Source organism: Psychrobacter sp. Arc29, assembly GCF_041431175.1.
Lineage (GTDB): Bacteria > Pseudomonadota > Gammaproteobacteria > Pseudomonadales > Moraxellaceae > Psychrobacter.
This window is the reverse complement of record NZ_JASMRR010000002.1, coordinates 161,359-187,723: the sequence shown is the minus strand read 5'-3', so window position 1 is coordinate 187,723 and position 26,365 is coordinate 161,359. Positions and strand designations below refer to the sequence as shown.

22 protein-coding genes and 3 tRNA genes are annotated in these 26,365 nt (G+C 44.6%); 14 read left to right on the top strand and 11 right to left on the bottom strand.

What is annotated here, in order from left to right; genetic code table 11:
- Positions 1-118: 118 nt before the first annotated feature.
- A complete protein-coding gene (locus QO189_RS03715; RefSeq protein ID WP_371531578.1) occupies positions 119-436 on the top strand; it encodes a barstar family protein in 318 nt (105 codons plus the stop codon).
- A gap of 346 nt (positions 437-782) precedes the next feature.
- Here QO189_RS03715 and QO189_RS03710 read toward each other — a convergent pair whose 3' ends face one another.
- The 4 genes from QO189_RS03710 to potA form a co-directional block, all read right to left on the bottom strand.
- Positions 783-1,673: a LysR family transcriptional regulator gene (locus QO189_RS03710; RefSeq protein WP_371531577.1), complete on the bottom strand. Its 891-nt coding sequence runs from the start codon at positions 1,671-1,673 to the stop codon at positions 783-785.
- A 104-nt stretch (positions 1,674-1,777) separates the two neighbouring features.
- Positions 1,778-2,566: a spermidine/putrescine ABC transporter permease PotC gene (potC, locus tag QO189_RS03705; RefSeq protein WP_371531576.1), complete on the bottom strand. Its 789-nt coding sequence runs from the start codon at positions 2,564-2,566 to the stop codon at positions 1,778-1,780.
- Complete coding sequence (gene potB / locus QO189_RS03700) at positions 2,566-3,444, bottom strand: spermidine/putrescine ABC transporter permease PotB (RefSeq protein ID WP_371531575.1); 879 nt, start codon at positions 3,442-3,444, stop codon at positions 2,566-2,568. The genes potC and potB overlap by 1 nt, the downstream gene beginning before the upstream one ends.
- Positions 3,444-4,685 carry a spermidine/putrescine ABC transporter ATP-binding protein PotA gene (gene potA, locus QO189_RS03695; RefSeq protein ID WP_371531574.1) on the bottom strand — a complete coding sequence of 414 codons (1,242 nt, stop codon included), beginning with the start codon at positions 4,683-4,685 and terminating at the stop codon, positions 3,444-3,446. The genes potB and potA overlap by 1 nt, the downstream gene beginning before the upstream one ends.
- Positions 4,686-5,110: 425 nt before the next feature.
- Between potA and QO189_RS03690 the strand changes: the two genes are divergently transcribed.
- From QO189_RS03690 to QO189_RS03680, 3 genes are all read left to right on the top strand, one after another.
- A complete protein-coding gene (locus QO189_RS03690) occupies positions 5,111-5,749 on the top strand; it encodes a carbonic anhydrase (protein WP_201601422.1) in 639 nt (212 codons plus the stop codon).
- 154 nt (positions 5,750-5,903) lie between these two features.
- The gene (gene gloA, locus QO189_RS03685; protein ID WP_371531573.1) at positions 5,904-6,467 is read left to right on the top strand and encodes a lactoylglutathione lyase; all 564 of its coding nucleotides are present in this window, start codon (positions 5,904-5,906) and stop codon (positions 6,465-6,467) included.
- Between the two features lie 77 nt (positions 6,468-6,544).
- Positions 6,545-7,510: a mechanosensitive ion channel family protein gene (locus tag QO189_RS03680; RefSeq protein WP_371531572.1), complete on the top strand. Its 966-nt coding sequence runs from the start codon at positions 6,545-6,547 to the stop codon at positions 7,508-7,510.
- Positions 7,511-7,636: 126 nt separating this feature from the next.
- Here QO189_RS03680 and QO189_RS03675 read toward each other — a convergent pair whose 3' ends face one another.
- The 3 genes from QO189_RS03675 to ribA form a co-directional block, all read right to left on the bottom strand.
- Positions 7,637-8,110, bottom strand: coding sequence for a cytochrome c (locus QO189_RS03675; protein ID WP_371531571.1), 474 nt, complete (start codon positions 8,108-8,110; stop codon positions 7,637-7,639).
- 364 nt (positions 8,111-8,474) lie between these two features.
- The gene (gene hemF / locus QO189_RS03670) at positions 8,475-9,485 is read right to left on the bottom strand and encodes an oxygen-dependent coproporphyrinogen oxidase (RefSeq protein ID WP_371531570.1); all 1,011 of its coding nucleotides are present in this window, start codon (positions 9,483-9,485) and stop codon (positions 8,475-8,477) included.
- Positions 9,486-9,492: 7 nt separating this feature from the next.
- Entirely contained in the window at positions 9,493-10,200 is a 708-nt protein-coding gene (gene ribA, locus QO189_RS03665) for a GTP cyclohydrolase II (protein ID WP_371531569.1), read from the bottom strand.
- 533 nt (positions 10,201-10,733) lie between these two features.
- Here ribA and dxs point away from each other — a divergent pair.
- Together dxs and QO189_RS03655 are read left to right on the top strand one after the other, a co-directional pair.
- Positions 10,734-12,791 (top strand): 1-deoxy-D-xylulose-5-phosphate synthase, encoded by a 2,058-nt coding sequence (dxs, locus tag QO189_RS03660; RefSeq protein ID WP_371531568.1) that lies wholly within the window; start codon positions 10,734-10,736, stop codon positions 12,789-12,791.
- 353 nt (positions 12,792-13,144) lie between these two features.
- A complete protein-coding gene (locus tag QO189_RS03655) occupies positions 13,145-13,972 on the top strand; it encodes an inositol monophosphatase family protein (protein WP_075105898.1) in 828 nt (275 codons plus the stop codon).
- A 57-nt stretch (positions 13,973-14,029) separates the two neighbouring features.
- Here the strand turns inward: QO189_RS03655 and QO189_RS03650 are convergent, their stop codons facing one another.
- Both QO189_RS03650 and QO189_RS03645 read right to left on the bottom strand, forming a co-directional pair.
- Complete coding sequence (locus tag QO189_RS03650) at positions 14,030-15,457, bottom strand: wax ester/triacylglycerol synthase family O-acyltransferase (protein WP_371531567.1); 1,428 nt, start codon at positions 15,455-15,457, stop codon at positions 14,030-14,032.
- A gap of 120 nt (positions 15,458-15,577) precedes the next feature.
- Complete coding sequence (locus QO189_RS03645) at positions 15,578-16,402, bottom strand: thiazole synthase (RefSeq protein WP_371531566.1); 825 nt, start codon at positions 16,400-16,402, stop codon at positions 15,578-15,580.
- 342 nt (positions 16,403-16,744) lie between these two features.
- On the opposite strand from QO189_RS03645, the gene gspE reads away from it, so the two are divergent.
- Positions 16,745-18,277: a type II secretion system ATPase GspE gene (gspE, locus tag QO189_RS03640; protein ID WP_371531565.1), complete on the top strand. Its 1,533-nt coding sequence runs from the start codon at positions 16,745-16,747 to the stop codon at positions 18,275-18,277.
- A gap of 132 nt (positions 18,278-18,409) precedes the next feature.
- Here gspE and QO189_RS03635 read toward each other — a convergent pair whose 3' ends face one another.
- Positions 18,410-18,886, bottom strand: a complete 477-nt coding sequence (locus QO189_RS03635) for a RidA family protein (RefSeq protein ID WP_371531564.1) — start codon at positions 18,884-18,886, stop codon at positions 18,410-18,412.
- A gap of 87 nt (positions 18,887-18,973) precedes the next feature.
- Positions 18,974-19,702 carry a DUF4442 domain-containing protein gene (locus tag QO189_RS03630; protein ID WP_371531563.1) on the bottom strand — a complete coding sequence of 243 codons (729 nt, stop codon included), beginning with the start codon at positions 19,700-19,702 and terminating at the stop codon, positions 18,974-18,976.
- A gap of 310 nt (positions 19,703-20,012) precedes the next feature.
- On the opposite strand from QO189_RS03630, the gene QO189_RS03625 reads away from it, so the two are divergent.
- From QO189_RS03625 to QO189_RS03595, 7 genes are all read left to right on the top strand, one after another.
- The gene (locus tag QO189_RS03625) at positions 20,013-21,476 is read left to right on the top strand and encodes an McrB family protein (protein ID WP_371531562.1); all 1,464 of its coding nucleotides are present in this window, start codon (positions 20,013-20,015) and stop codon (positions 21,474-21,476) included.
- A 12-nt stretch (positions 21,477-21,488) separates the two neighbouring features.
- Positions 21,489-23,024 carry an McrC family protein gene (locus QO189_RS03620; protein ID WP_371531561.1) on the top strand — a complete coding sequence of 512 codons (1,536 nt, stop codon included), beginning with the start codon at positions 21,489-21,491 and terminating at the stop codon, positions 23,022-23,024.
- A gap of 233 nt (positions 23,025-23,257) precedes the next feature.
- Positions 23,258-23,334 (top strand) — tRNA-Pro (locus QO189_RS03615).
- A gap of 108 nt (positions 23,335-23,442) precedes the next feature.
- Positions 23,443-23,519 (top strand) — tRNA-Arg (locus QO189_RS03610).
- 42 nt (positions 23,520-23,561) lie between these two features.
- Positions 23,562-23,637 (top strand) — tRNA-His (locus tag QO189_RS03605).
- 434 nt (positions 23,638-24,071) lie between these two features.
- Positions 24,072-25,007 (top strand): AraC family transcriptional regulator, encoded by a 936-nt coding sequence (locus QO189_RS03600; RefSeq protein WP_058025656.1) that lies wholly within the window; start codon positions 24,072-24,074, stop codon positions 25,005-25,007.
- A 290-nt stretch (positions 25,008-25,297) separates the two neighbouring features.
- Positions 25,298-26,353 (top strand): hypothetical protein, encoded by a 1,056-nt coding sequence (locus tag QO189_RS03595; protein WP_371531560.1) that lies wholly within the window; start codon positions 25,298-25,300, stop codon positions 26,351-26,353.
- Positions 26,354-26,365: the final 12 nt, after the last annotated feature.

The window sequence follows — 26,365 nt, the reverse complement described above, 5'->3', positions numbered from 1 at the left end:
AATGGTCTGTTATAAGTGGTTCCATTATACCAATCTGTTTTAAGTAATATGTTAATAGGTTTGAAGGGTGAAATAGCTGGTTCTCTTGAGGTATAATTAAAAAAAATGGTGATAATATATGGAAATGGTTATAGATTTTAAAGATGTTGATACAGCGGACAAGATGCACATAAAATTAAAGCATGCTTTTGGTTTTCCAGATTTTTATGGTGCTAATATTCATGCCTTAATTGATTGCTTAGGTGACATACGCTATCCAGAATACGGCATGTCGGAGGTTACTATAGGAGAAAATGAAGTGTTAAACCTAACGATTAAAAACTTTCCTTACGAGAACGACATAATTATAAATATTTTTTTTCTTGCTATTAAATATGTTAATGCTAAGTCTATTCGAAATGAAGAAAGTCCTTCGATACATTTGATACTAGTTTAGGTCAACTGATAAGTGGCCCCTGCCGTTAATCTCGTAGGAATTAACTTGGGAGATTTTAATCATACAGCTCGATAATACTGTGCTATGAGTTTTATATTAATTAATTTCCTGTCTAGCACTAGCAGTTCGATGCCTGTATAGCGCACCGAACATGAATAGAGTATATATTGTAAGTACACCATGAAGTACACTGTGACTATTTCAGCGAGTTAAAACGTTGATACCATTAGCCTACAGCCAAAGATTCAAGTCCTCACTAGGGTACCATCAGTTTTCCTAACACCTACCACAACGTAAGAAAGCGGACGGTATTTTATAATCAAAAAATGTAATAAGCAGTGGAGTATTAAACTGGCTTTACGATCCCTTCCAATAAATTCGCAAACCCTTGCATGTATGCTATATCTTTACTTGAGGTGCGGGTTGCAGCATAAAGCTGACAATGTACGCCATCACCTAATGGTCGCGAGACGACCCAGCCTTTTTTCTCATATTCAGCAACCACCCAATCAGGCAATGCTGCCACACCGCGCTCGCTCGCGACCAACTGAATCAACATTGCGGTCAGCTCTGTCGTACGAACACTATCAAAGCTCACTTGTGCTGGCGTCATAAAATTGGCAATGATATCGAGGCGCTTGGCTTCCACTGGATAAGCGATTAAGGTCTCGTTGGTCAAATCATCTGGTTCAATAAATTTCTGTGCTGCCAAATCATGTGTTGGCGATAGTACCAAGCGACTCTCATACTCAAACAATGGCTGATAGCTGATACCGTCTATTGGTAAGTCACTGGTGGTAATGAGCAAATCGATATCGCCCTCCATCAATAGATGATGCGGCTCAGGCTCAAAGCCTGTCGCAAAGTCCAGCTCGACATCTGACCACTCACGGCGATAGTGATTGAGTATCGGCATGAGCCAATCAAAACAACTATGGCACTCTGATGCCAGTCGCAATCGACCAGCTTGACCGTGCGCTAAGCGTTTGAGGTTGGATTTGGTACGGGTTACTTGCGGCAAGATACTATCTGCCAATGCCAATACTGTTTTGCCCGCAGGCGTGAAGCTGAGCGGGCGAGTTCGACGATTGACTAAGCTGATGTCGTAATAGTTCTCTAGCTCTTTTAATTGGTGTGAAACGGCAGAAGCAGTGACGTGTAGCTCATCGGCCGCTGCTGCAAGTGAACCATGCGCTCGTAGCGCGGTTAATGTATTAAGATGACGAAGCTCAAGCATAATAGTACCTAACCGCTAAGGTGAGAAAAATTCATTATAGTCAATATGGAGCTGACTTTCACTCATAGTCTGCTACTAGTGAGAAGTTAATAAATAATCAACGTTTAGCGCTTGCGCAATAGTAACTGTGAGATGACTACCAATACTAGCGAGGCAACCAATAATAACGTACCTATCGCGTTGACTTCTGGCTTGAGACCGACGCGCACCATAGAATAAATACGCAGCGGTAAAATCTCATAACTAGGCCCTGTGACAAAGGTCGATACCACCACATCATCAAGCGATAAAGTAAAGGCGAGTAACCAACCTGCCATGACCGCTGGCAAGATAACGGGGATCAATACCGTGCGTACCATCGTTGATTCGTTAGCACCCAAATCACGTGCCGCTTCCATCAAACGCTCATCCAAACTACTCAATCGCGCAAAGACAGTAATCACAACAAAGGGTAGGCAAAAAGTAATGTGCGCCAGTAGCAATGAGACAAACCCTAGCTGCAAACCAATCAACAAAAACAGGGCGAGCAAAGAGATAGCCAATACAATCTCAGGCGACATCATCAGCACAAACAGCAGCCCGTTTAGCAAGCCTTTACCGCGAAAGTTATAACGATGTAAGGCGAGGGCAGTGAGCGTCCCTATAAGAGTCGAAACGGTAGCCGCGACTAGCCCCAAGACAATAGAATGCCAAAACGCATCGAGCATCGCTTGGTTGTTAAACAGCGATTCGTACCACTTTAGGCTAAAACCGCCCCAGTTGTAGCCGATTTTTGACTTGTTAAATGACATCACCACCAAAACAATGATGGGTAGATATAACAAAGTATAAATCAGACCGAGATAGCCTTTAGCAGCGATACTGCCAATCCTGAGTGTACGCGAATAAGACATTAGGCCACCTCGTTAAAGTCAGTCTTGCCAATGCGGCGACTACTGGCACGGTAGGCTAGTAATAATACCGCCATTGCCACTGTCAATAACACACTAGCAGCCGCACCGAACGGCCAGTCACGGGCGTCCAAAAACTGGTTTTTGATGATGTTACCGACCAACAAATTGCGAGAGCCGCCCAAAATATCCGCCACATAAAACATACCCATCGCAGGCAAGAGCACGAGCAGCACCCCAGAGATAATCCCCGGCGTCGTTAATGGCAGGACCACATGCCAAAAGGTCTGTGTTTTAGTTGCGCCCAAATCCTGCGAGGCGAGCAGCATGTCATTGCGCAAATCGGTAAACACGGCATATAACGGCAGTACCATAAACGGAAATAATAAGTAAGTTAGGCCTGCAATCACCGCGCCTTGCGTATATAAAATATCGATAGGAGCATCAATGGCACCGATTGCCAGCAGTGACTTATTAATCAAGCCATTATTCGCAAAGAGCAGTTTTAGCGCATAAGTACGCACCAAAGAGTTGGTCCAAAAGGGCAGGATCAACAGCAGCATGAGTAACGGCTGCCATCGCACTTTTACCTTAGATACGAGCCACGCAAAAGGGTAGCCTAGCAGTAGACAGATAACCGTTGTGATACCTGCCATCCATAATGAATGAACGAAGACCTCAAAATATAACGGATCAACCATGCGCACATAGCTGTCAATACTGACAGGCAAGCTAATAAAGGCGCTGCTATCACGGGTTAAAAAGCTGACAGCAATGACCAATATGTTTGGTAATAGTGCAAATACCAGTAGCCAACCCCAGATCAGCCAGAGCGTTGCCGTACGAAACGGACTTTTGCTGCCTAAGTGGTTGCGGGCCATCAGCTACCATCCTTTTGTGCAGTCGCCTTGTTTGTAGGGTCAGCGTCTTCTGGCAATACCCACTCCCAGCCATCGACCCATGAGACTTTGACGCCTTCGTTTAGTTTGTAATCAAAGCTTGGGTCGTCTTCATCAAAAAACTCAGAAGCCTTGATGATATGGCCATTTGCCAACTCAATAATCGAGTCTAACGTACTGCCTTTATAATTACTCTCGATGACCCGTCCAAATAGTCCGCTATGCTCGTTATCTTTTGGATCATATATTCGCAGATCTTCGGGACGAAGTAGTAAATTAACGATGTCGCCCACTTGTACATCATTGGCAAAATTAGGACGACGCAAGTTACGTAGCGTTGTTGGTCCTTCTTGCGCTTGAGCCTCACAGACTTCGACTTCGATGCGTCCATTGGTCACTTTGCCATCGCGATCGGGAAGGTCTGGATAGACACCCTTGACCTCAGCTTTAAACAGATTGGTCTCACCGATAAACTTGGCAGTAAACAAGTTGGCAGGGGTCTCGTAAATCTCGATAGGCGTACCGATTTGCTGGAATGTACCGTCTTTCATCACGGCAATGCGGTCTGACATCGATAGCGCTTCTTCTTGATCATGCGTGACAAAGACAAAGGTAATGCCCAGCTCACGTTGCAAGCGCTTAAGCTCAGACTGCATTTGCAAGCGTAGCTTGTGATCGAGTGCGGATAGGGGTTCATCGAGCAGGAGAAGCTTGGGTCGATTGATCACCGCACGGGCGATCGCCACGCGCTGCTGCTGCCCACCAGATAAATCTTGCGGTTTGCGATTGGCCAAATGCTCCAACTGCACCATGGCCAGCATCTCGCTAACGCGCGCTTGAATCTCGTCTTTTGGTACTTTTTTTAGCTTTAATCCATACGCGACATTTTGGGCGACGCTCATATGTGGAAACAACGCGTACTGCTGAAACACGGTATTGACTGGACGCTTGTCAGCGGATAAGCCTGCCATCTGTACGCCATCTAGATAGATTGTCCCCGCATTTGGCTGCTCAAAACCCGCAATCAAGCGCAGCAATGTCGTTTTGCCACAGCCTGAGGGCCCAAGCAAGGTCAAAAATTCGCCGTGCTTGATATCAAGGTTGATGTCTTTTAAAACCTCGGTTTGATCGTAGGTTTTTTTGATACCATTTAGTTGCAGCAACGTCTTGTCATTTTGAGGTGACGCAGAGGTTTTGTGCGTGTTTGGCGATGGGTCGGTCATAATATCTGTTCCTAAGCGTCCAATAGATCAGAGCAGTAAATCAATGCAGCCATCAAGGTATCTCGATGTCATCAAAAAACTGGCAGGAGCGTAAGCACGACTTGATTACTGTCTAATTGCTGCCTGATTGCTGCGTATTATAACAAACCCGTGATATAAATCAGTGCAAGTTCGTTATAAGTTACGCGAGTCGTACCGTCATAGCAGCGATGGTTACGGCTATATTTTTACAGTTATAGGTTGGTGTATAACGACATTTAAACAAAATTTTTTACCGTTTTTTGGCCTCTATTCCTATACAATCACGGTATGGCTGACAAACATAATGAGTCTGCTAGGTTAGTATCTGCTCGCACTTCGATGTCTGCATACATGTGTGAAAAGCCGTTTATAACTCTCATATTATTGATAATAAAGGATCTCTCATGCCTACTGATATACGTCCAACAACAGGTCAAGAAGCCCTTGAGCTTTTAAAAGAAGGTAACGCCCGCTACGTGGATAGTCTCACCAGTACCGATGAATATATGCAGCGTCGCCCAGAATTGGTCAAGGATCAAAATCCCTTGGCCATTATTTTGGGCTGCTCGGACGCACGAGTACCTGTTGAGATTGTCTTTGATCAAGGCTTGGGGGATTTGTTTGTCATACGTGTGGCCGGCAATGTGGTGGCGCCATCACAGATTGGCTCAATTGAGTTTGCGGCCGAAGCCTTCGGTACGCAGTTGGTGGTTGTCCTTGGACATTCAAAATGCGGTGCTGTTACAGCCTGCGTTGAGACACTGATTAATCCTGAGCAGAACTATTCACCTAATTTGCAATCGATCGTTGATCGTATTCGCCCAAGTGTTTATAACTTGCACGAACTGGCAACAGCCAATGGTCAAGACGTCGATGCCGATGAGCTGGTTGATCGTTCTATCCGTGCCAACGTGCGCATGTCAGTGAGTCAGCTCAGACATGGATCGCGTGCACTAGAGGACTTGACCAATAGTGGACAGCTACTTGTTGTTGGTGCTGAGTATGACCTAGAGACGGGTAAGGTAAGGTTCTTAGACGGCTAATATATCTGTAAATATGAACATACTCTGTTCATATTCTTACAAAACCCTATCAATTATTTTGCCAATTTTTATTATGATGAAAGAACCAAGCGAATTGCGATCATCGTGATTCGCTTATTTATAACTGCATTTTCTAAATTATATTGGGATAATTATGTCTACTCCATCTAATAATAATAACGCAACCATCGCACAGCCTGCGAGCAGCATAAGTGCAGATGGTGTGCAGTCGATTTCAGCACAAACGACAGGCTTTACTTTCAATCACACCATGCTACGCGTCAAAGATCCTGCAAAATCCTTGGAATTTTATACAGGTGTATTGGGTATGACGTTGCTTGCGGTCAAAAAATTCCCTGATATGGAGTTTGATCTGTATTTCTTGGCAAAATTGACCGAGAGTGAGCGTGAGAATCTGCCTGCTGGTGATGATTTAGAAATCTTTGCGTTCCGTCAACGCGGTATCTTAGAGCTAACCCATAATTATGGCACGGAGACAAAAGCTGACTTTAGCTATCATGATGGTAACCAAGACCCTCAAGGCTTTGGACACATTTGTTTTAGCGTACCGAACCTAGATGAAGCCATCGCTTGGTTTGATAAGAACGATGTCGAGTTCAAAAAACGTCCAGAAGATGGCAGCATGAAAAACATTGCCTTTATCAAGGACGTTGATGGCTACTGGATCGAAATCGTACAAGCTGATTTGATGTCATAACTGGTAAAACAGCAGTGAGATGTTCATTTATTTATTCCTTTAAACACGCGCTAAAACAGTAATAGGAGCAACCCTTTATGCCCACCCCCGACGTGAGTCGCATATCGAATACGCTAACCGATGGTGTAACCATCTATCAACAAGTGGTCTATACCACGCAAGACTTGGCAAGTGGCTTTATTGAGCGCATTCCATATTTTGTGGCGGCGCTCATTGTGTTGGGGATTTTTTGGCTGTTGTCGATTATTTTCAAAAAAGTCGTGCATAAAACCTTAGGCGCGCGCGTGCGTCATCAAAACTTGGTGAAAGTGTTTCAGCGGATAGGTGGGGCACTTATTCTGTTTATTGGCTTTATGATCGCTATGGTTGTTGCTATTCCAGGATTTACACCAGCCAAATTAATCGGCGCGCTAGGTATTGGTTCGGTTGCAATTGGTTTTGCTTTTAAAGATATTTTTCAAAACCTACTCTCTGGTATTTTATTGCTGATCTCAGAGCCATTTCGTATTGGTGACCAAATCGTCTCGGGGGACTACGAAGGAACGGTGGAAGATATCAAAATCCGTGCAACGACCATCAAGACTTATGATGGTAGGCAAGTGGTTATCCCAAACTCGGAGCTGTATACCTCGGCATTGACCGTCAATACCGCTTATAAGCAGCGCCGCTTACAAGTGGCGGTGGGCATTGGTTATGAAGACGATATCGAAATGGCAAAAGCTGAGATTTTACAAGCCTTAGATAAAGTCGATAGCGTGTCCAAGAAAGCGACACCAAGCGTGATTGCCACAGGGTTTGGCGGCTCGTCCATAGATCTGATGGTTCGCTGGTTTATTGAAGATGGCACGCAGGCCAACAAGGTCACCTCAATTCATCAAGTGATTGTAGAGATCAAAAACGCCCTTGATGCGGCAGATATCAATATTCCATTCCCAATACGTACGATAGATCTAAGCGATCCTTCTGTAAAATCTATCGTTAAGCAAATAAATAAGCAGCAAGATGATGATGCTAATAATGCCAAAAAAATAGAGACAGAGTAATTTACTCAGCGCGTTATTTCAAAGAGCTGTCTTAGCGTGATATTTTTTAAGCAATAAAAAACCGCCATATTCAATGATATGGCGGTTTTTTTGTCTTTCTACAAACTACTAGGCCAGTACAAAGCGTTAGTCATTCTTTGCTCTAAATTCAGTATGGCACGATTTACAGCTTGCGCCCACTTCACCAAAGGCAGGCTGAACGTCTTCAACACTAGTGGCCGACTGTGCAGCAGCATTTAGCTCAGCAGTCACTTTCTGAAAGTTGTCCGCTTCAGCACTGAAACCATCAGCATTTGACCAAACGGCTTCAGCGGCATTACCCATGGCTTCTTGGTTTTCAAAATGACTCCAAGGGCTTGAGGCGTCTTCTGCCAAGAATGCCGCTTGTTCTTTGAAAACCGCTGCATCAAAGGTATCTGGTGATTTGACCATATCACCCATGACCCCCATTGCATCCTCCCAGCTTTTCATACTGTCTTGGCGCGCTTTGATATCAGGGTCGTCGCCTGCACCACTACACGCTGTCAAACCCAGCGCCGCTGCCATTAAGGTGATGCTAAAAAAAGACTTCAAAGATTTTTTGGTATAAACCTGTGCCATATGACTTACTCCTTTAAACTTGGCTAATCGCAGGCGCCACTATAAACGCGCACTTTGCCTCAAATATTATTATAAAAATACCGCCGAACATTCTTTTACGTACAGTAGCCGCCAAAGAACTTCTCTTATTGTAGCGGTTATCTACAAAATGGTGATGAGATAGTTGTTATATCCTCGTAATCATTCAGGTTATTAAAAAGAGTTTATAGCGTCAATAACACGATTATTATTCATTTTATTCAAATGTCATATCAAGGCAGTAAAATTCAGTATCAGTCATGATATGAATGCAAAAAGGCCAGCTATCGTAGCTGACCTTTTAAATCATTTATTAAAAGCTTGAACTGCAAATTAGCTGCAAAATCTATAGTGCCAACCAATCGCGTGGTTTTAGATAATAATCAGTCAGCTCAAATTCAGGCGTACCCTCAGTCGGCTCAAAACGATAATGCCAGCTAGCAAGTGGCGGCATACTGACTAGGATAGACTCGATACGCCCGTTACTTTGTAAGCCGAACAGAGTCCCACGATCGTAGACCAGATTGTACTCAACATAACGGCCACGGCGATAGAGCTGAAACTCACGCTGTGCTTCGGTATAAGGCATATCTTTACGCTGCTCAAAAATCGGCATGATACCGTCAAGGTAACCATTGCCAACGGCTTTCATAAAGTTAAAGCAAGTCTCAAAGTCCCAGCCGCGACTCTCTGTACTGACGTCGTCATAAAACAAACCGCCGATCCCACGCTGCTCGTCGCGATGACGCAGATGAAAATACTCATCGCACCACTGTTTAAAGTCAGCATAAATATTGTCCCCAAAAGGCGCGCACAGATCGTGACAGACTTGATGCCAATGCACACAATCAGCAAGTACTGGATAGAATGGCGTTAAGTCAAAACCACCACCAAACCACCAAATAGGCGCTTCGCCTTCCGCTTCTGCGACAAATAAACGCACATTGGCATGGCTGGTCGGCACGTTAGGGTTTTTGGGATGCACAACTAGCGACACGCCCATGGCCTGAGCTTTACGACCAGCGATATTTGGGTGGCGGGCCGTCGCTGAGGCAGGTAGGTTATGGACATGAATATGGCTAAACATGACGCCCGCTTTCTCAATGACCTCGCCGTCTGCCAATACGCACGAACGACCGCCGCCGCCTTCAGGACGTTCCCAGTCATCAGGAACGAAGGTTGCATATTCGTTGTTATTAGTACTGCCATCACGCTCTTGTGCTTCTAGCGATGCACAGATGCGTGCTTGTAAATCAACTAGAAATTCGCGCACGCGCATGATGTCATTATTGGTTGGCGTCGTCACTGATGCTACGGTTGACAAGTCTGTTTCGTTATTTGTATTTGTAATACTCATAAGATATCTATTTATTCAGGTGTATGGCGGTATTAAGGTCTGTATCGAGAGAAGCATCTATATCGAGATTGATATTTTTATCAAACAAGTGGCCCATGCGATCACGTTTGGTTGCTAGATATTCAGCGTTCATATCATTAACACCAACCAACAATGGCACACGTTCGACAACGTCAATACCGTGCTCAGTCAAATAAGCAACTTTGTTTGGATTGTTGGTGATGAGCCTGACAGCGTCGACACCGATATGGGCAAGCATCGGACCACACATATCATAGATACGCGCATCGGCAGGCAAGCCTAACATGAGATTGGCATCCAGCGTGTCGTGTCCCTGATCTTGTAGGGCATACGCACGAATCTTGTTAGTCAAACCGATACCGCGACCTTCTTGACGCAAGTATAAAATAGCACCGCAACCAGCTGCTTGTATCGCTTGCATGGCAGTATTGAGCTGTGGCCCGCAGTCACACTTCAATGAGCTAAAAGCATCGCCTGTTAGGCACTCAGAATGAATCCGAACCAGTGGGACTGGTCTTTGCGACAATGTGTCATCTGAGCTAGGTACTGTCATTGTGCCTGTCGTTTGATCAACCACAGACAGACCAACGGTCAGCATGACATGCTCTTGGCCCTCGTCGTTTTCAAAGATATGAATATCAAACTCGCCGTGACGAGTGGGTAATTTGGCACTAGTGATAAATTGATATGACATTGCTGTCCTGCATAAGCCTATAATCGTGGCGGTGAAGGGTTTGTGATAGTGCTATTAAACCCGCGATGACATTCTAGCCTGAACGGTAAGGCCAAGATGATAGCAGTATAACCCTTTCATAAAGAACGCGTGCTTATTGTATTTATTATAAAAACACACAAAGTTCACAGACGACGCACGATGATTAAAGCGACAATTAAAAAAAAATGCTATTATGCCATACTATTTTGGTGGATACAGTGACAAGTCTTTATCCTTACATTACTATGTCGTCACTAACATCCGATATTGATGCAAAATAATAGGGCATAATAATAGTCCTTGGTATTAAAGCACGTAGTTTTGAGGCACGATCTACTGTGGTAGCGTGTTCATATGATACGTAGCGCAGCTATATACACGTAAAGTTGCATGAATAATTATATGGTCGATTACATCAATAATGATGTAGATATTATTGACGTCTCTCAGTTGTAGCTATTGCTATATTGGAGATGCGTCTTGTCAGCAGATTGGTAGGTATCGTACGGTTTATGCAGCAGTCACTTCATTCCCCAAAGTCTCAGTCTTCATCTGCATCAGTATCTGATTCTGCCGCCCAGCTATCGAGCTTACAGCAGACTTATACTGTGATTCCTCGCGTGCGTCCGCATACGCCATTGCTTGATGCCATTGACACACCTTCTGATATGAATGCGCTTTCAACCACTCAGCTGATTACGCTGGCTGATGAACTGCGTCTTTTTTTGTTGTATTCAGCTGGTCAGAGCGGTGGACATTTTGGCGCCAATTTAGGTGTGATTGAGCTGACGATTGTATTGCATTACTTGCTTGATACGCCGCAAGATCAGATTGTATGGGATGTAGGTCATCAGGCCTATGCACATAAAGTCTTGACTGGTCGCCGTGAGCAGCTGGCAACGATCAGATCAAAAGATGGTCTGACTGCATTCCCAGAGCGTGCAGAGTCTATCTACGATACATTTGGTGTTGGGCATTCATCAACCTCTATCTCAGCCGGTTTGGGCATGAGCTTGGCGCTACGCTATCAATGCCGCGCGCAAACCGTTGCTTGTATCATTGGTGATGGCGCGATGACCGGTGGTATGGCTTTTGAAGCCATGAACGATGCAGTCCAACAAGATGCCGATCTACTAGTCATTTTAAATGACAACGATATGTCGATTTCTTGTTCTATTGGTGGTTTTTCACGACATTTAGCGATGCTTTGGGAGTCGGGCTACCAAGTCGATATCTCTGAGTCAGGTAAGCCTGTGCTTTGCCAGCGTCCTGATATGCAAGCATTTGATCGGCGTAAACGTCACAAAGAGATGCGCGATGTGCCCCAGTTAGAGGACAACTTATTCAAAGCGATTGGCTTTACCTATTTCGGTCCGTTTGATGGGCACAATATCCCTGAGCTACTGCGTGTGCTGTCAATTGCCAAACAAGTCAAAGGGCCTGTTTTAGTACATATCTATACCACCAAAGGTAAAGGCTTTGCACTAGCAGAACTAGATCCGGTCGGCTATCACGCGATTAGTAAGCTGCCAGCAGAGATTCATAATGAGTCTCAGAGCAAATCTACAGAAGCACCAAAACAAAATACAAAACCTGCGCTAAAATACTCGCAAGTGTTCGGCAAGTTCTTATGCGATAAAGCGGCCGAAGATGAAAAACTGCTCGCGATCACACCTGCGATGGAAGAAGGCTCGGGCATGATTGACTTTGCTCGTCATTTTCCAACACGCTTTTTTGATGTGGCTATTGCCGAACAACATGCGGTCACGCTAGCGGCCGGTATGGCGACGCAAGGTGTCAAACCTATTGTGGCGATTTACTCGACGTTCTTGCAGCGCGGATACGATCAGCTGATTCATGACGTGGCGCTACAAAATCTCGATGTCATGTTTGCCATTGATCGAGCGGGCCTCGTTGGTGAAGATGGTGCCACGCATGCAGGCGTGTTTGATTTTAGCTTTTTACGTTGTATCCCGAATATAGTGATTGCAGCGCCAAAAGATGAAAACGAATGCTACCATTTGCTCAATACTTGCTATGAACATCAGGGATGTACGGCAGTTCGTTATCCGCGTGGCACCGGTACAGGTGCAGCTATCGAGCAGCCAGCACAAAACTATAAAATCGGTGAAGCCGTTATTGAGTCTGTATTGGGCAGCAATGATGCGCCTTATAAGCTAGCAATATTAGCTTTTGGTACGATGGTGGCGACCGCTCAGCAAGCCGCCGAGAGTCTAACCAGTGATGATACAGGGTTAGAGTGTCAGGTACATGTGGTCAATATGCGCTGGGTAAAACCGCTAGATACTGCAATGCTTGAGAGCTTACTGGCGCAAGGCGTGACGCATGTCGCAACCATAGAAGAGCATATGGTTATGGGCGGTGCGGGTAGTGCGGTCAATGAGTACTTACTCAATGAGTCGGCTGCTTTTAAACGTCAGCGTCCAGCTGTTGGCAACATAGGTATTGCTGATCGCTTTATCGCGCATGGCTCACAGGCAGAGCAGTGGGCTGATTGTGGTTTAGATGTTGCAGGTGTGATTAAACAGCTTAAGCAACTGCTGTCGTAAATTTTACTTTTTAAATTTGCAGTATTATTTACAAAAAAATTGCCTTAAAAGCTATTACTGTAAACAGATATAAGCTCTTGAATAGAGCAAACGCCTGCTAGCCGTAGGTGCTAACTTTTTTACAACTTGCGCAGTTTGTTTGACCACCAAAATATTGGCTTGGTCAGCGTGACGGTTTTTTCGTTTTTATCGAACAATTTTAGTATAATGCGGTTGTCGTTTATAAGTTTTTATTTATAGAAGACACGTTTTTAATCGCATAGATGTGGTGTGATGCGGCGGCTGTTTGGCATGTTGTGGGCACAGAGTTGGTCTTATTTTTTATATTCATTCATCAAGCAAATAGGTTATTTATGGAACCCATGGTCGTCATCGCAGCGCGTACTGCTGAAAAAGTTGGTAAAGAAATTTTATATGCGCATCAAAACCGTCACAAAATCGAGTTAGATATCGAGTCCAAGGGGCTTGATGGTTTGGTTACACGCATCGATCGCTTTAGCGAAGAGCTCACGATTGAGACGCTAAAAGCCAGCTATCCCAATCATTCGTTTTTGGGTGAAGAGTTTGGTATGCAAGAAGGTCGCGGCGAAGACGCTGACTGGTGCTGGATTATCGATCCGCTAGACGGCACTAAAAACTTCGTTCATGGTGTACCGCAGTTCTGCGTATCTATCGCTGTACAGCACAAAGGCGTGACTCAGCACGGTGTCATTTATGACCCGGTCCGTGATGAGATGTTCTCTGCTAGCCGTGGTAAAGGCGCACGTTTAAATCAACGTCGTATCAATGTCAGCGAACGCAAAACCATCGATGGCGGTTTCTTTACTACAGGTCATCCGCTTGAGCGTAAGCGCAATGGCGAAGTGATCTCTTATGCCAAGCAGCACTTTGAGAGCTTACAAAAGATCTCTGAAGCTGGTGGTCAGGTACGTCGTCTGGGTTCAGCGGCGCTTGATTTGTGTTATGTTGCTGCTGGTCGCTTTGATGGTTATTTTGAGATGTCGATCAAGCCTTGGGACATCGCAGCAGGTGAGCTTATCGTCACCGAAGCGCGCGGCGTTGTTGTCGATCACACGGGCGCGCACAACTCTATGACCTCAGGTTCTATCTTTGCTTGTAACGTCAAACTACTCAAGCCACTGATGCAAACCGTTGTGCCAATTTGGGGCGATGTGATCTAAGTACAAAATAAGCAGGCTTAAACGCCAAGCGAGTCAAATCTTAAAAAGCTGGTTCCGTTATGGAGCCAGCTTTTTTGTTTTCTTAACAGGTTTGTCTTCAACGGTGATACCTTTAAACGCCAACTCTTTACTGACAGTCTCTAACAACTGTAGCTCTTCTTCTATCAGCATGAGCATGTCTTGGACACGCGGTAATGCTTTACTACAAGCAGTGATGCCAAACTCAATTCTATCCAAATAACTGGCCAAAGTGATATTCATTGCTTGACCGTTGAATACGATAGAAGCGGGATACAGTGATTGTAAGCGTGCACCATTCCAATACAGCGGCTTCTCAGAACCAGGAACGTGAGAAATAATAAGGTTAAAGGCCTGCTTTTTTGGAAATACGCCAGTCGCCAAGTTGATACCTTGCCATGCATAGGCGATGACACTGTAATTAATAACTTGCGCTTGATTCATGCGGCGAAAGCGACGTTTGCCATTATTCATACTGCGATGGATAAGCTCTATCCTGCGTAATGGGTTGTCTAAATGTGTTCCCAAATTCGCCAATACAAATGATAGCTGATTGCCTGATATACTATCATCAGTACGCAGTGACATCGGTACAAACGCAATCAGCGGCTTGCTGGGCAGCGCATCCATCGAGATCAAATAACGCCGAATGGCGCCAGCACAGACAGCTAATACCACATCATTTCTACTGATTTTCAGTCTTTCGGCAATTTTATTAAAGCGTTGTATGTCGTAAGACTGCGCCGAGATACGACGTGATGCGGAAATGCGCCTGTTTAAAATACTCATCGGCGCGTCAAACGTACCGACATAGCCTTCATCACCATAGTTTTTTAGATTGTCTATCAGTTCTGTAAATACCGGTTTAATGGTAGATATTTGCTCTTTCATGATACGCCTGATAGATCTTTCGGCAGGCAAAATAGCATTCACTTGATTCCGGTGACGCGCCATCAGTGACCATACTGGTAGCGAGACGGGTTCAGTAGGGGATTGTGATAAGGATTTTTTTACCAAACGCATGGCAGCGATACCATCAACGAGCGAGTGATGGATCTTAAAATACCAAGCAAAACGTTCAGGTCCACCTTCTACTTCCGGTTCAATCCCTTCTATGACATGGCATTCCCAGAGAGGCATCGCACGATCTAACAGTCGCCCATGCTCTCTTGAAACATACATCAAAAGCTCACGGATACGTCCAGGACTTGGTAGTGCCACATGGTGAAAATGATGCTCAACATCAAAATCTTTGTCTTTTTTCCAAAACACCAAATGCTCTAGCACCTGATTGAACGGAAAGCTCGGCGGTACATCGGATTCTTGCATTTGTTTTACCAGCTGATAGACAAAGTCGCTATCAGCGCCTTCGGGTAATTCAAATAAAAACAATCCGCCAACGTGCATTGGCTGTTTACGCGACTCAAGAAGTAAGAACAACTGGTCGACTGCTGTGAGAAGTCGCATAATAAATCCTTTTATGACGATAATGAATAAAAATGATAGCTGACAGGTGGCTGATTAAATCAGATTTCTGTCTTATTATTTTATAATCGGTTTTTTGTTAGAGCTGACCCGAGCAAGCGCCTACTGGAAAAAGTAGCCCGTCTGCGGTGAGCTGGCAGTTGCCATTTTTCGCATCGGCATACGACCTGCCAAAAATGCGGCGCGGCCTGCCCATACGGCATGTTTCATGGCATGTGCCATCATCACAGGGTTTTGCGCATTCGCGATCGCTGAATTCATCAGAACGCCATCACAGCCAAGCTCCATTGCAATTGCAGCATCAGATGCCGTGCCAACACCCGCGTCGACCAAGACGGGCACGTTTGCGTTTTCAATGATGAGGCTGAGGGTATGGCGATTAAGTAAGCCAAGCCCAGAACCAATCAAGCTCCCAAGTGGCATGATGGCGACACAGCCCATGCTCTCTAACTCTTGGGCGACGATAGGATCATCTGAGCTATAGACCATGACTTCAAAGCCATCATTAACCAGTACTTGAGCCGCTTTTAAGGTCTCAGTGATATTAGGATAAAGGGTTTTTTCATCACCCAATACCTCAAGCTTAACCAAATTGTGTCCGTCCAATAGCTCGCGAGCAAGTTTGCACGTACGAATGGCGGTTTCGGCATCGAAGCAGCCAGCCGTGTTTGGCAAAATCGTGTATTTGTCAGGAGAGATGACATCAAGCAAATTTGGCTCGTCACTGTTTTGTCCGATATTGGTACGGCGAATAGCGACGGTCACGATTTCTGCTGCCGAAGCGGCAATGGCTTCTCCAGTCTCGCTCATGTCTTTATATTTGCCCGTACCGACCAGCAGGCGAGAGGAAAAGGTACGACTACCAACGGTAAAAGTATCTTGCAAAAGTGGTGTCGGGTGAGTAGCAGTGCTAACGTTCTCTGACATAACTAAAAATCCTAATGGCGAGCGGGCAAGGTGGACAGAAAAAATATAACGAGATTTCTAAGTAATATTAAAAAAGTGAAGTAGACAATAATAGCGCACTGTTAGCAAAATAAAAAATCGCATGATAAGTTGGCTATACATACCGTAAAAATAGGCGAGTGGCGATACGTAAAAAACGCCGACTACATAAAATAATACGCGTCTAATACAAAATGTTATTATAACAAACTCATGCGATCTTACTTGCAATCTTTTTGGGCTTGGTCAGTCAAGCTCAGTGTATTTACAGTGCTTTGGTGTGATTGTCTATTTGACACTATCTCTATTTATTAGGTCGTCTTTATGATGCAGTTGCCGTACAGCTTTGCGAAACGCCATCAGATTTTGGCCATACTTGCCATTGACCCTGAGTTGCCGCCAACTTTGGTGTTGACGAAAGCCACCCCGCTGTCTGCGATTAATGAAGCGGTGCGGTTTTTACAGCAGCAAGGTAGTCGCGGCGTACCAACTTACGAAAATGTCAGCTCGGATGATTTTGAAAAACGTATGAACGCGGCTTACGCTGGTAATACCGGAGAGTCGCAGCATATCGCTGCTGGGCTTGAGGATCATCCGGATCTTGATAGCTTAGCAGATAGCGTCCCTGAGACTGAAGACTTGATGGATCAGCAAGATGATGCGCCGATTATTCGTCTGATCAATGCGCTGTTGTCAGAAGCCATTCGCCTAAACGCCTCAGATATTCATATCGAAACTTTTGAAAAACGCTTGGTGGTTCGCTTTCGTGTCGATGGTGAGCTTAAAGAAATTATCACGCCAAAACGCCAGCTCGCGCCGTTATTAGTTTCGCGTATCAAAGTCATGGCCAAGCTGGATATCGCAGAAAAGCGTGTACCGCAAGATGGGCGTATTAGCTTACGACTGGCAGGGCGAGAAGTCGATGTGCGTGTATCGACACTGCCGTCGAGCTTTGGCGAGCGCGTGGTGATGCGTCTACTAGACAAGCAAGCGGGACGTCTTAACATGACGTATTTGGGGCTATCTGATAATGACTATACCGAGCTGAAGCGCTTGATTCATCGTCCGCATGGGATTATTTTGGTCACAGGGCCGACGGGTTCGGGTAAGACCACCACGCTATATTCGGCATTGACTGATTTGAATGACCAAACGCGCAATATTTTGACCGCCGAAGATCCAATTGAGTTTCAGCTTGATGGTATCGGGCAGACACAGGTCAATAATAAGGTAGATATGACCTTTGCCAAAAGTTTGCGCGCGATGTTGCGTCAAGATCCAGATGTGGTGATGGTGGGTGAGATTCGCGATTTAGAGACGGCAGAGATCGCTGTACAGGCGTCTTTGACAGGGCACTTGGTCTTATCAACGCTACATACCAACACCGCAATTGGCGCAGTCACTCGTTTGCAAGATATGGGTGTTGAGCCGTTCTTATTATCGTCGTCACTGATCGGCGTGGTAGCACAGCGCTTGGTGCGTACTTTATGCTCACATTGTCATGGCTGGCAGGCAGCGGACACCGAACAAGCCAAGCTTTTTACCGAAATTGGTATTGAGCCAGTTTTAGAAGGTAATGCGATTCGTCTACCCAAGCCAGTTGGCTGCGATAAATGCAATCAGTCAGGATTCAAAGGACGTACGGCGATATATGAAGTTGTACCAGTTGATGATACGCTGCGCCGCATGATTCATAGTAATACCGCTGAGTATGAGTTAGAAGCGTATGCTCGCCAGCAGACACCATCGATTCGCGCGGATGGTCTACGTAAAGTGATAGAAGGGCGGACGACACTGGAAGAGGTACTGCGAGTGACGAAAGAAAGTGCCCTAACGGATGATACGATACTGGTATAAATGCTTAGCTATAAACGATGAGAAACAGTGTCTGGTGCGCAATGTCTGAAAAGTAGAAAAAGATAACTGAGCGAAATAGCCAGTTATCTGATCTTTTTTCTGCAATTAACAGGATAACGTTTTCAACTGCTATTACTTGGCAGCGATGCACTCAATCTCAACGCTCGCTCCTGCGGCCAACTCCGATACGCCAAACGCTGAGCGTGCAGGATAAGGTCTAGACAGTTCTGCCTTATAGACTTTGTTAAAATCATCAAAGTCATCCATATCAGTCAGCATAGCCATGCATTTGACGATATCAGATTTTCGGTAGCCGTATTTTAGTAGCGTGCTATGGATATTATCTAGTGTTTGTTTGGTTTCAGCGTCGATACCGCCTTTGACCAATTTGCCGTCTTTAATACCAATTTGTCCTGACATATATAATGTATTGCCAACACGTACGGCTTCTGAAAAAGGATAGGGACCACCATCACCCAAAAAAGTTGGGCTAAATTTAGTATTAGCGGCAGGAGCTGTCGCTGGACTGGCGTTAGCACCAACAGCCGAGCCTAATGAGCACATAGCAACCAGTGGTACGATAGATAAATAGGTGCTAAGTTTGGACATCCTTGTCTCCTTACTGAGTTGATTGATCATAAACATGCTAGATGCGCCACAAAATGCAGATAGCATATGTTACGTCGGTTTAATCGATTATTTGTTATTAATAGTCTCGTCATCTGCAGAGAGTGTATCGTCTTGCTCGTTATCTACTGTAGTATCCGTACTATCTTCTGAGGCATTTTCATGTGCTTTGCCTTGGCGGCGCGCCTCTAATTCGGATTTTGGAATCCAAGCCCAAGTCATCTCCACTACAATCGGGTCGCGGTCACTCTCAGATTCACGGTCATCAATGACGCAAGGAATAACCATTTCACCTTTTGGCGTATTTAAAATCTGTAAGCGCTGCTCATCAGATAGACTGGCTACGGCTGCAATTTGACCTTTTTTGATCGGGCGATAGAAACTAACGGAATAGGATTTAATCAGTAGTACGCGATCAGAGGGTAAGTTTAACCCCAAAATGAAGCCTGTTGCCGTTTCAGCCAGTAAAGTAATGGCTACTGCATGGATTGAGCCAATATGATTCTGTACCCCTTTGACATTATTTAGACTGACGATGACTTGATTGGGCTCAACCATTTCATAGTACACGCCTGTTGTCCCTACGTAGGGTACAACTTTGCCAAAGGCTTTTGAGAGAATGCTTGAGCGTGCACTGGTAGGTAAATATTTGGTCACAGATAACAGTTTGGTAAATTGATTACTGATGGGTTTTAGCGTGCTGCTGGGTTTTTCGATGGATGATCTTGTGCTGTCAGAGACTTTGGCTGGTTTTTTATTGGTCAGCTTGACGGGCAGTTTTTTTAATAATCCTGACATACAAAATTCCTTAATGTAGATAAATCGAATGTTGTTTTTTGATAGTGGCAAACAGTCACTGTTAGCAAAGCCATTACAAACACTATGGTACATTAACCGCTGCTTTCCTACTATTATTAGCATGAACTGCTGCGCTTATAAAACAGCAGTCATTTATATTGTGTTGCTAGGATATAGTCTTAAATAATTAAAATAGCTCAATGGTGGAGCACGGATCTGCCTAGTAGACAATCTCTTAATATACCACCGCGCTATAATAGCGTGATGTTGGTACGTCTTATTTCATAAATTTTCAATGCTGGATGATGCTATGTCTGATATGTCTAGTCACGAGCCGACCAATATTATTTATACTGGCGTCGCGGGTACTGGCAAAACCTATCGATTGCTCCAAATCGCGAAGCAATATACCGATTATCTGCCTGAGATAAATAATGAAGCGCTACTTGGGCAGCTGTTGCAAAGCCTAAGCTGGCGTGAAGTACTGTGTTTGATATTTTTAGACTTACGGGCTGAACAACAGGATTTGGTAAAGGTGCGAGAGCTTGTTGACCATCCTTTTTTTATTACCAAAGCGGCACAAAACTCACGTGAGAAAAACCTAGATAGCACTGCTTGGTTAGAGCTTCGCAGACACAGTCCTATAGATTCTAAAACCGTCAGTTTTGATAATCGTGCCAGCCAAGCGTATTTTGATAAAGATAACAGCGGCGCATGGTATTTGCTGCCTGAGAGTATGGTATTGCTAACAGAGTTGTCACAGAAATTGGCGGAGTTTCAGCAGGCACAGCATGATAACCAATCCAATCAAAACCAAAATTCTGGTCAGCAGCGTTTTAGTATGGTGAGCTTTCATCAGGCTTATGGTTATGAAGAGTTTGTTGAAGGTATTCGTCCTGTTATGAGCGGCTCTATCCACGCAAATAACAGTCACTCGAGTAATACCCAAATGAGCTACGCCGTTCAAGATGGTGCCTTTTTAAAGCTATGTCAGCGTGCTGCGCGTGACCCTCAGCATCGTTACGCGATGTTGATTGATGAGATCAATCGCGCCAATGTGTCACGAGTATTTGGTGAGCTGCTCAGTTTGATCGAGCCAGACAAGCATGCTGGCAAGCCAAATGCGATGACGGTTCATTTGGCGTATTCTGGGCGTGCTTTTAGTGTGCCTGCCAATGTTGATATCTATGCCACTATGAATACCCAAGATCATTCGCTTGCGCCGCTTGATATGGCATTACGTCGACGTTTCCGCTTCATTGATTGTCCACCGCAGCCTGAATTATTACCAATAATTGGCGATATGAGCGGCGCGACTAATCGTGCAGCAGCGGACATGGTAGATTTAAGCAAATTATTAATAGGCTTAAACATGCGTATCACACAGACGCTAGGAGCCGAAGCGCAGTTGGGGCATGCTTTTTTGTTCGCAGTCGATGATTTAGAGCAATTACAAATGGTGTTGGTCGAACAGATCATCCCGCAGTTGGCGCAAGCTGCGGGCGGTCAAGTGGCTATATTGCAGTATATTTTTAGAGATGAGCAGCAACCGTTAAGCACCCAGTTCATCCACGACAGCCAAACAATGATAAATAATGATTTGTATGATCCGATGAGTAAGAACCATGCAACGACTCAACATCAAATGTTTGCAGGGCAGGGCGCCTTTCTTGGTCAATCGATGAACGTAGGTGGCTATATGATGAATCCTGACCTTATTGCTAAGACTGGTGAGTTTAGCAAGCCCGCTATCTATCAGCGCTTGTACGAATAAGGTGGCTGTTTAGTGAGAACTCATAATCAATATTATGCGCAAGGAAACTATATTAATGCAGATAATATTAATGCAAATAGTTTTTATGCTCGTATGCCTCAAAATAAGGCTCCCTCAGCGAAGGTTGTGACGGTATTTGAACATCGACGCCTCACAGCGCACGATTTCGCGTATGTCTCTGATTTTCACTGGCTAATGGCGCAAGAATTTGCCGTCTTTACCATCAAGCGCAAGCAAGGACAATGGCAGCTCAAGGTTGGGCATCATATAGGAATTATCCTCTTGCCTAGTGGTATGACACTTGAGCTATTGCCAAAGTTGGATCAATCCACTCAATATAATAATATTGCTCAAACTCGTCACTGGGTACAAGACATGTTAGCCGACTTGACTCGTCTTGATACGCGTCAAAGTCGTAAGCTGCCTAGTATGAAAAACCTAGGTCAATTTAGTGATCGGTCAATGCCATTACCTGTAGAGGCTCCGCCGTTGTCAGACTGGCTATTAGAGCAATTTTTGCAGCGCTTGGTTCGTTATCAGCCAACCCAGCACTATCAGGCGCAGATCAATAACCAATCATCGCTACAAGGGCGCCTGCTCATCAAAGAGCAGCTACGACATAACAGTATGCAGCCGCATAAGTTTGTCTGTGAGCGTAGTGTACTGAGTCAAGATATGTTGGCCAATCGACTGATCAAGAGCGCATTGGTATGGCTGATGCCATTACTGTCTAGATCTATATGTACACCGCTCTTACAACCATGGCAGCCGTTATCTGGGTTAAACCAGCGTGAACTACAGCGGCTAGAGTCAATATATGCTCAAGCAAAGCAGCAGTTAAGCGTCCTGCCATTACAAAAACAGCAACTGCAATCCGCACAGCAGTTGGTAGACCTAGCTTATTGGCTGTTACAGCAGTCAAAGGCATCGACAGGTTATGGTATTGATCCCACTCGACCAAACCTACCTCAGTCAAGATTGTGTCTATTGATCGATATGAATCAGGCGTTTGAACAGTGGGCGAGTCAGCGTATCGCGTCGATGTTTCGGCAAGTGAGTAGCCATTATCGTCCTTTTTACCAAACCCAAAGTGTCTGGCTCAATGATAGCGAGGGTCAAGCATGCGTATCGATACGACCGGATTTGCTGATATATAAAACGGCTGATAATGATAATGACCAAAATCAGAGTGATACCGCGGTTAGTAAAGAGACAATAAACGGTTGCTATAGCCACGTCATCGATATCAAATGGAAATATCTGCCTCATGCTGGTGCTATTACTGCCAGCGATGCCTATCAGTTGACCAGTTATGCACAGGCCTATCAAGCAGGGCAAGGTTGGATGGTATATCCTGTATTAGGAGACAAGAGACGACCAGTGGCGCTTAAGCAGCAGATTTATCATGACAGTGGTGAGAATAAAAGTGACATTAGCGATGATAATAAAAGTAACCATTCAAACCATGCGGATTTATGGCTGATACCGTTTGATGTGCTGACAGGTATGGTCAACGGTGTCTTGCCTACGAATTTGAATGAGGAATAATGATTCCATCAATCATAAGAATCATAATTAACAAAGGTTTTTGAAGAGACTATTTTTATAAAAATGCCTTTTTTGAAAGAATTTGGCATTTATTTAAAATTAATCGAAAATAGGTGTTGACACAATCGCCTTTACCCCTTAATATGTGCACCTCGATAGCGAGGAACATTAACAAGTTAGCGGCATTGCCAACAACGAGTTAATCAACAAACTATCGTGATAATAGAGAATTTCGGAGTGTGGCGCAGTTTGGTAGCGCATCTGGTTTGGGACCAGAGGGTCGTAGGTTCGAATCCTATCACTCCGACCATCTATTTTAAGAGCCTTACAGGCTTTTTTTTATGTATAATGATTTAGTTTCTGATATAGTAAAAATTATATTATAGACTAGGTTATAGTGTATAAAAGTCCTCTAAGAGCGCCTGTAGCTCAGCTGGATAGAGCATCTCCCTTCTAAGGAGGTGGCCGCAGGTTCGAATCCTGCCAGGCGCGCCATTTAGCCTGCAAATCTTGCCTATTCTTTTGGCAATAGTTATGGCGGTTGTAGCTCAGTTGGTAGAGCCCCGGGTTGTGATCTCGGTTGTCGTGGGTTCGAGTCCCATCAGTCGCCCCATTTTATTCTGCATTGTCTGCATATAAATCCTATCTTTATACTAAACCTTAGCTAATAAATAGCACTCGCCACTGTTGGCGTTTTTTTGTGTCTGCTTGATTTCTATTTCCCTGTATCATCCTATAATATTAAACGGTTAAAGCTTTCTGAACTTTTAATTGTTTAACGATTTACTGACTTCTTATTCATATCAATTTTGCGATAGGTTTTTCTTCAAAAACCTAAACTGACTGTGTCTGCTCTACTATTTATTAGTACTGCTTATGAGTAAATAGACATCATGTTTTAAATCGGGCATTATGCTTAGGTCTTGATGCATCCTGCTGATGAAAACATCGTATTGGCTACATAGAAAAAATTTAAAGCATTTTGGATACACCCCCGCCTTTTTAAGATTTGTTGTTATTGACCCTGTATTATTGAGGAACTGATTGATGGACGCATTGAGCGTATTGCTACAGAATGTGCACTTATTTGAGACCAAGTATTATCGTTTGAATGGTGCTGGCAATTGGTCTTATTCTATGAGTAGAAAAGACACCATTTTATTTTACTTGGTGATGTCGGGTGGTTTTTGTATAGACGTTGGCAATGGCCTACGCGAAGCTCGCGCTGGTGATATGATTATGATCCCGAACGCGCATAAGCACGTGAGTTATGCACTCAATCATCATGGTGACGTGGCTGAACCCCTCGATGAGTTACTGACCAATTGTCAAGATCGCACGCTTGAGATCGATGGCAATGGCGATCCTAACTCCTCACTGATTTTGATTGAATGTAAATATGATAAAGAGATGATTAGTCCTCTACTCTCTGTGTTACCACCGATATTACCTGAGCTCAATGATGCGGCTGATGGTCGGTTTGAGGTGATTGATGTAGAGATCAAGCTTTTGACCTTGGAGTCTGAGCGCGAACGCATGGGCAAAACGGCTGTGATTAATCACTGGGCAAGCATCATGATGATTGAATGTTTGCGCGTTTATATTGAAAGCTTACCTGAGGCGACTGAGAATTGGCTAAAGGCCATGAAAGATCCATTTTTGACCAAGGCACTAGCAGCGATGCATGAGGCGCCAAGTCAAAGCTGGACCATTCATAAGCTTGCAGAGGTGGCAGGTATGTCGCGCTCAAGCTTTGCACAGCGCTTTAAAGATACGGTAGGGATGCCGCCCCTCACTTATTTAATTGATTACCGCTTGCGTCTAGCAGCACGCTATTTGCGCTTACAGCAAAATAGTATCAGCCGTATCAGTGATATGGTGGGCTATGCGTCAGATTCAACTTTTAGTCAGGCGTTCAAACGCGTTTATGGCGTTTCACCAAAAGCGTACCGTCAACAGTATCAACAGCAAAAGCTTGCCTAAGTTATTTTTTGACGTCCTCAGTGTTCATTTATTAAAAGCGTTAAGGCGACCAAGGTATCCTTAGCGCTTTTTTTGATTGGTATATATCTAGTATTTGCATAGGTAAAATACTTGGCAGTCAACTGGCGCTATTTTGGCTAGGCAAGGCTGACAATACGCTTGTGTTCAGGTACTATGGAATAATGAGTCGTCGAGGTGTGAGCGTTCATATTTGACGCATAATATGTGACTGTATACCAGTGATATAAAAGGATCGAGACGATGTTTATTTTTGCTGCTGATGGTATGTTATGACTGAACCGACCGCAAAGCCAAGTACAGAAGCCAATAGCCACCAAGGTACTACTGCAACTGCTAAAAAAGAACAGAAATCTGATAAAGCTAATGGGCAAGATAACGTGCATACTGGCAAAATAGCGTCAGCTAATACGGCTGAGATGCCTGATAAAGCGGCATTATTAACACTATTTACTTTGTCAGATACCGAAGAGAGCATTGATGAAGCAGGCGCTAGCGAACAGCCTGACACCGATACATCAACTATACAGCCTACTGCCAATGAGTCAAACGTAGCTGCGCAGCGTGTGGCTCTTTATCATACCCAGCATGAACGTACTCGACTGCTATATATGGCATCCGCCAATACGCGCCCCACGTATTTAGTACAAACCCTCAAATCACAATTTGCAGAATATCAGCAGTATTTGCTTGCTCAACAGCTCGATAAGCGTGGTTTGATGGATACGGAAATGCTTGAACGACTTTGGCAGCAGCTGCACGTGGTCGATGATATTATTGCAGATATCGTGCATCATATGCCCGCTCAGCAGCCAGCAGGTTGGCAGCTTACCACGCAGGATGGGCGCAATCCGCTGTGTTTTGCCACTATCGGTAAGCTAAAACATGGCAAGCCAATCCGCGATCAAGGCAGTCTCAACAGCTACGTGCTTGGTCACTTTGGTGTGAGCAGCTTTACCTATGATCGGGGGTATTATATCGGTCACGTGGTTGGGTATTTATTCAGCTGTTATTTTTGCGCGCACTTATCAATCAGCTATGGTGTGGCAGCGCTCGGTCAGCAAGTCGTTGCTGATTATGACTATGCTAGCCTTGAGACGCCGCACATGGTCAGGCTTTTACAAGGTCTGGATGGGTATTGTAAAAAACGTGTCTATCAGTTGGCAGTGATTTGTGCGCGCTTGAGTGTGTTTGCAAGTGATAAACGCATTGAGAGAATGCTGATTGCTGAGGTTAATGATTTTGATAAAAAACTCCAGCAGCAGCATTTGGATGTCTTATTATTACAAGGCTTGATGCCTGATAGTAACGACTCAACCCCGCTTTGATAGATACTTTTT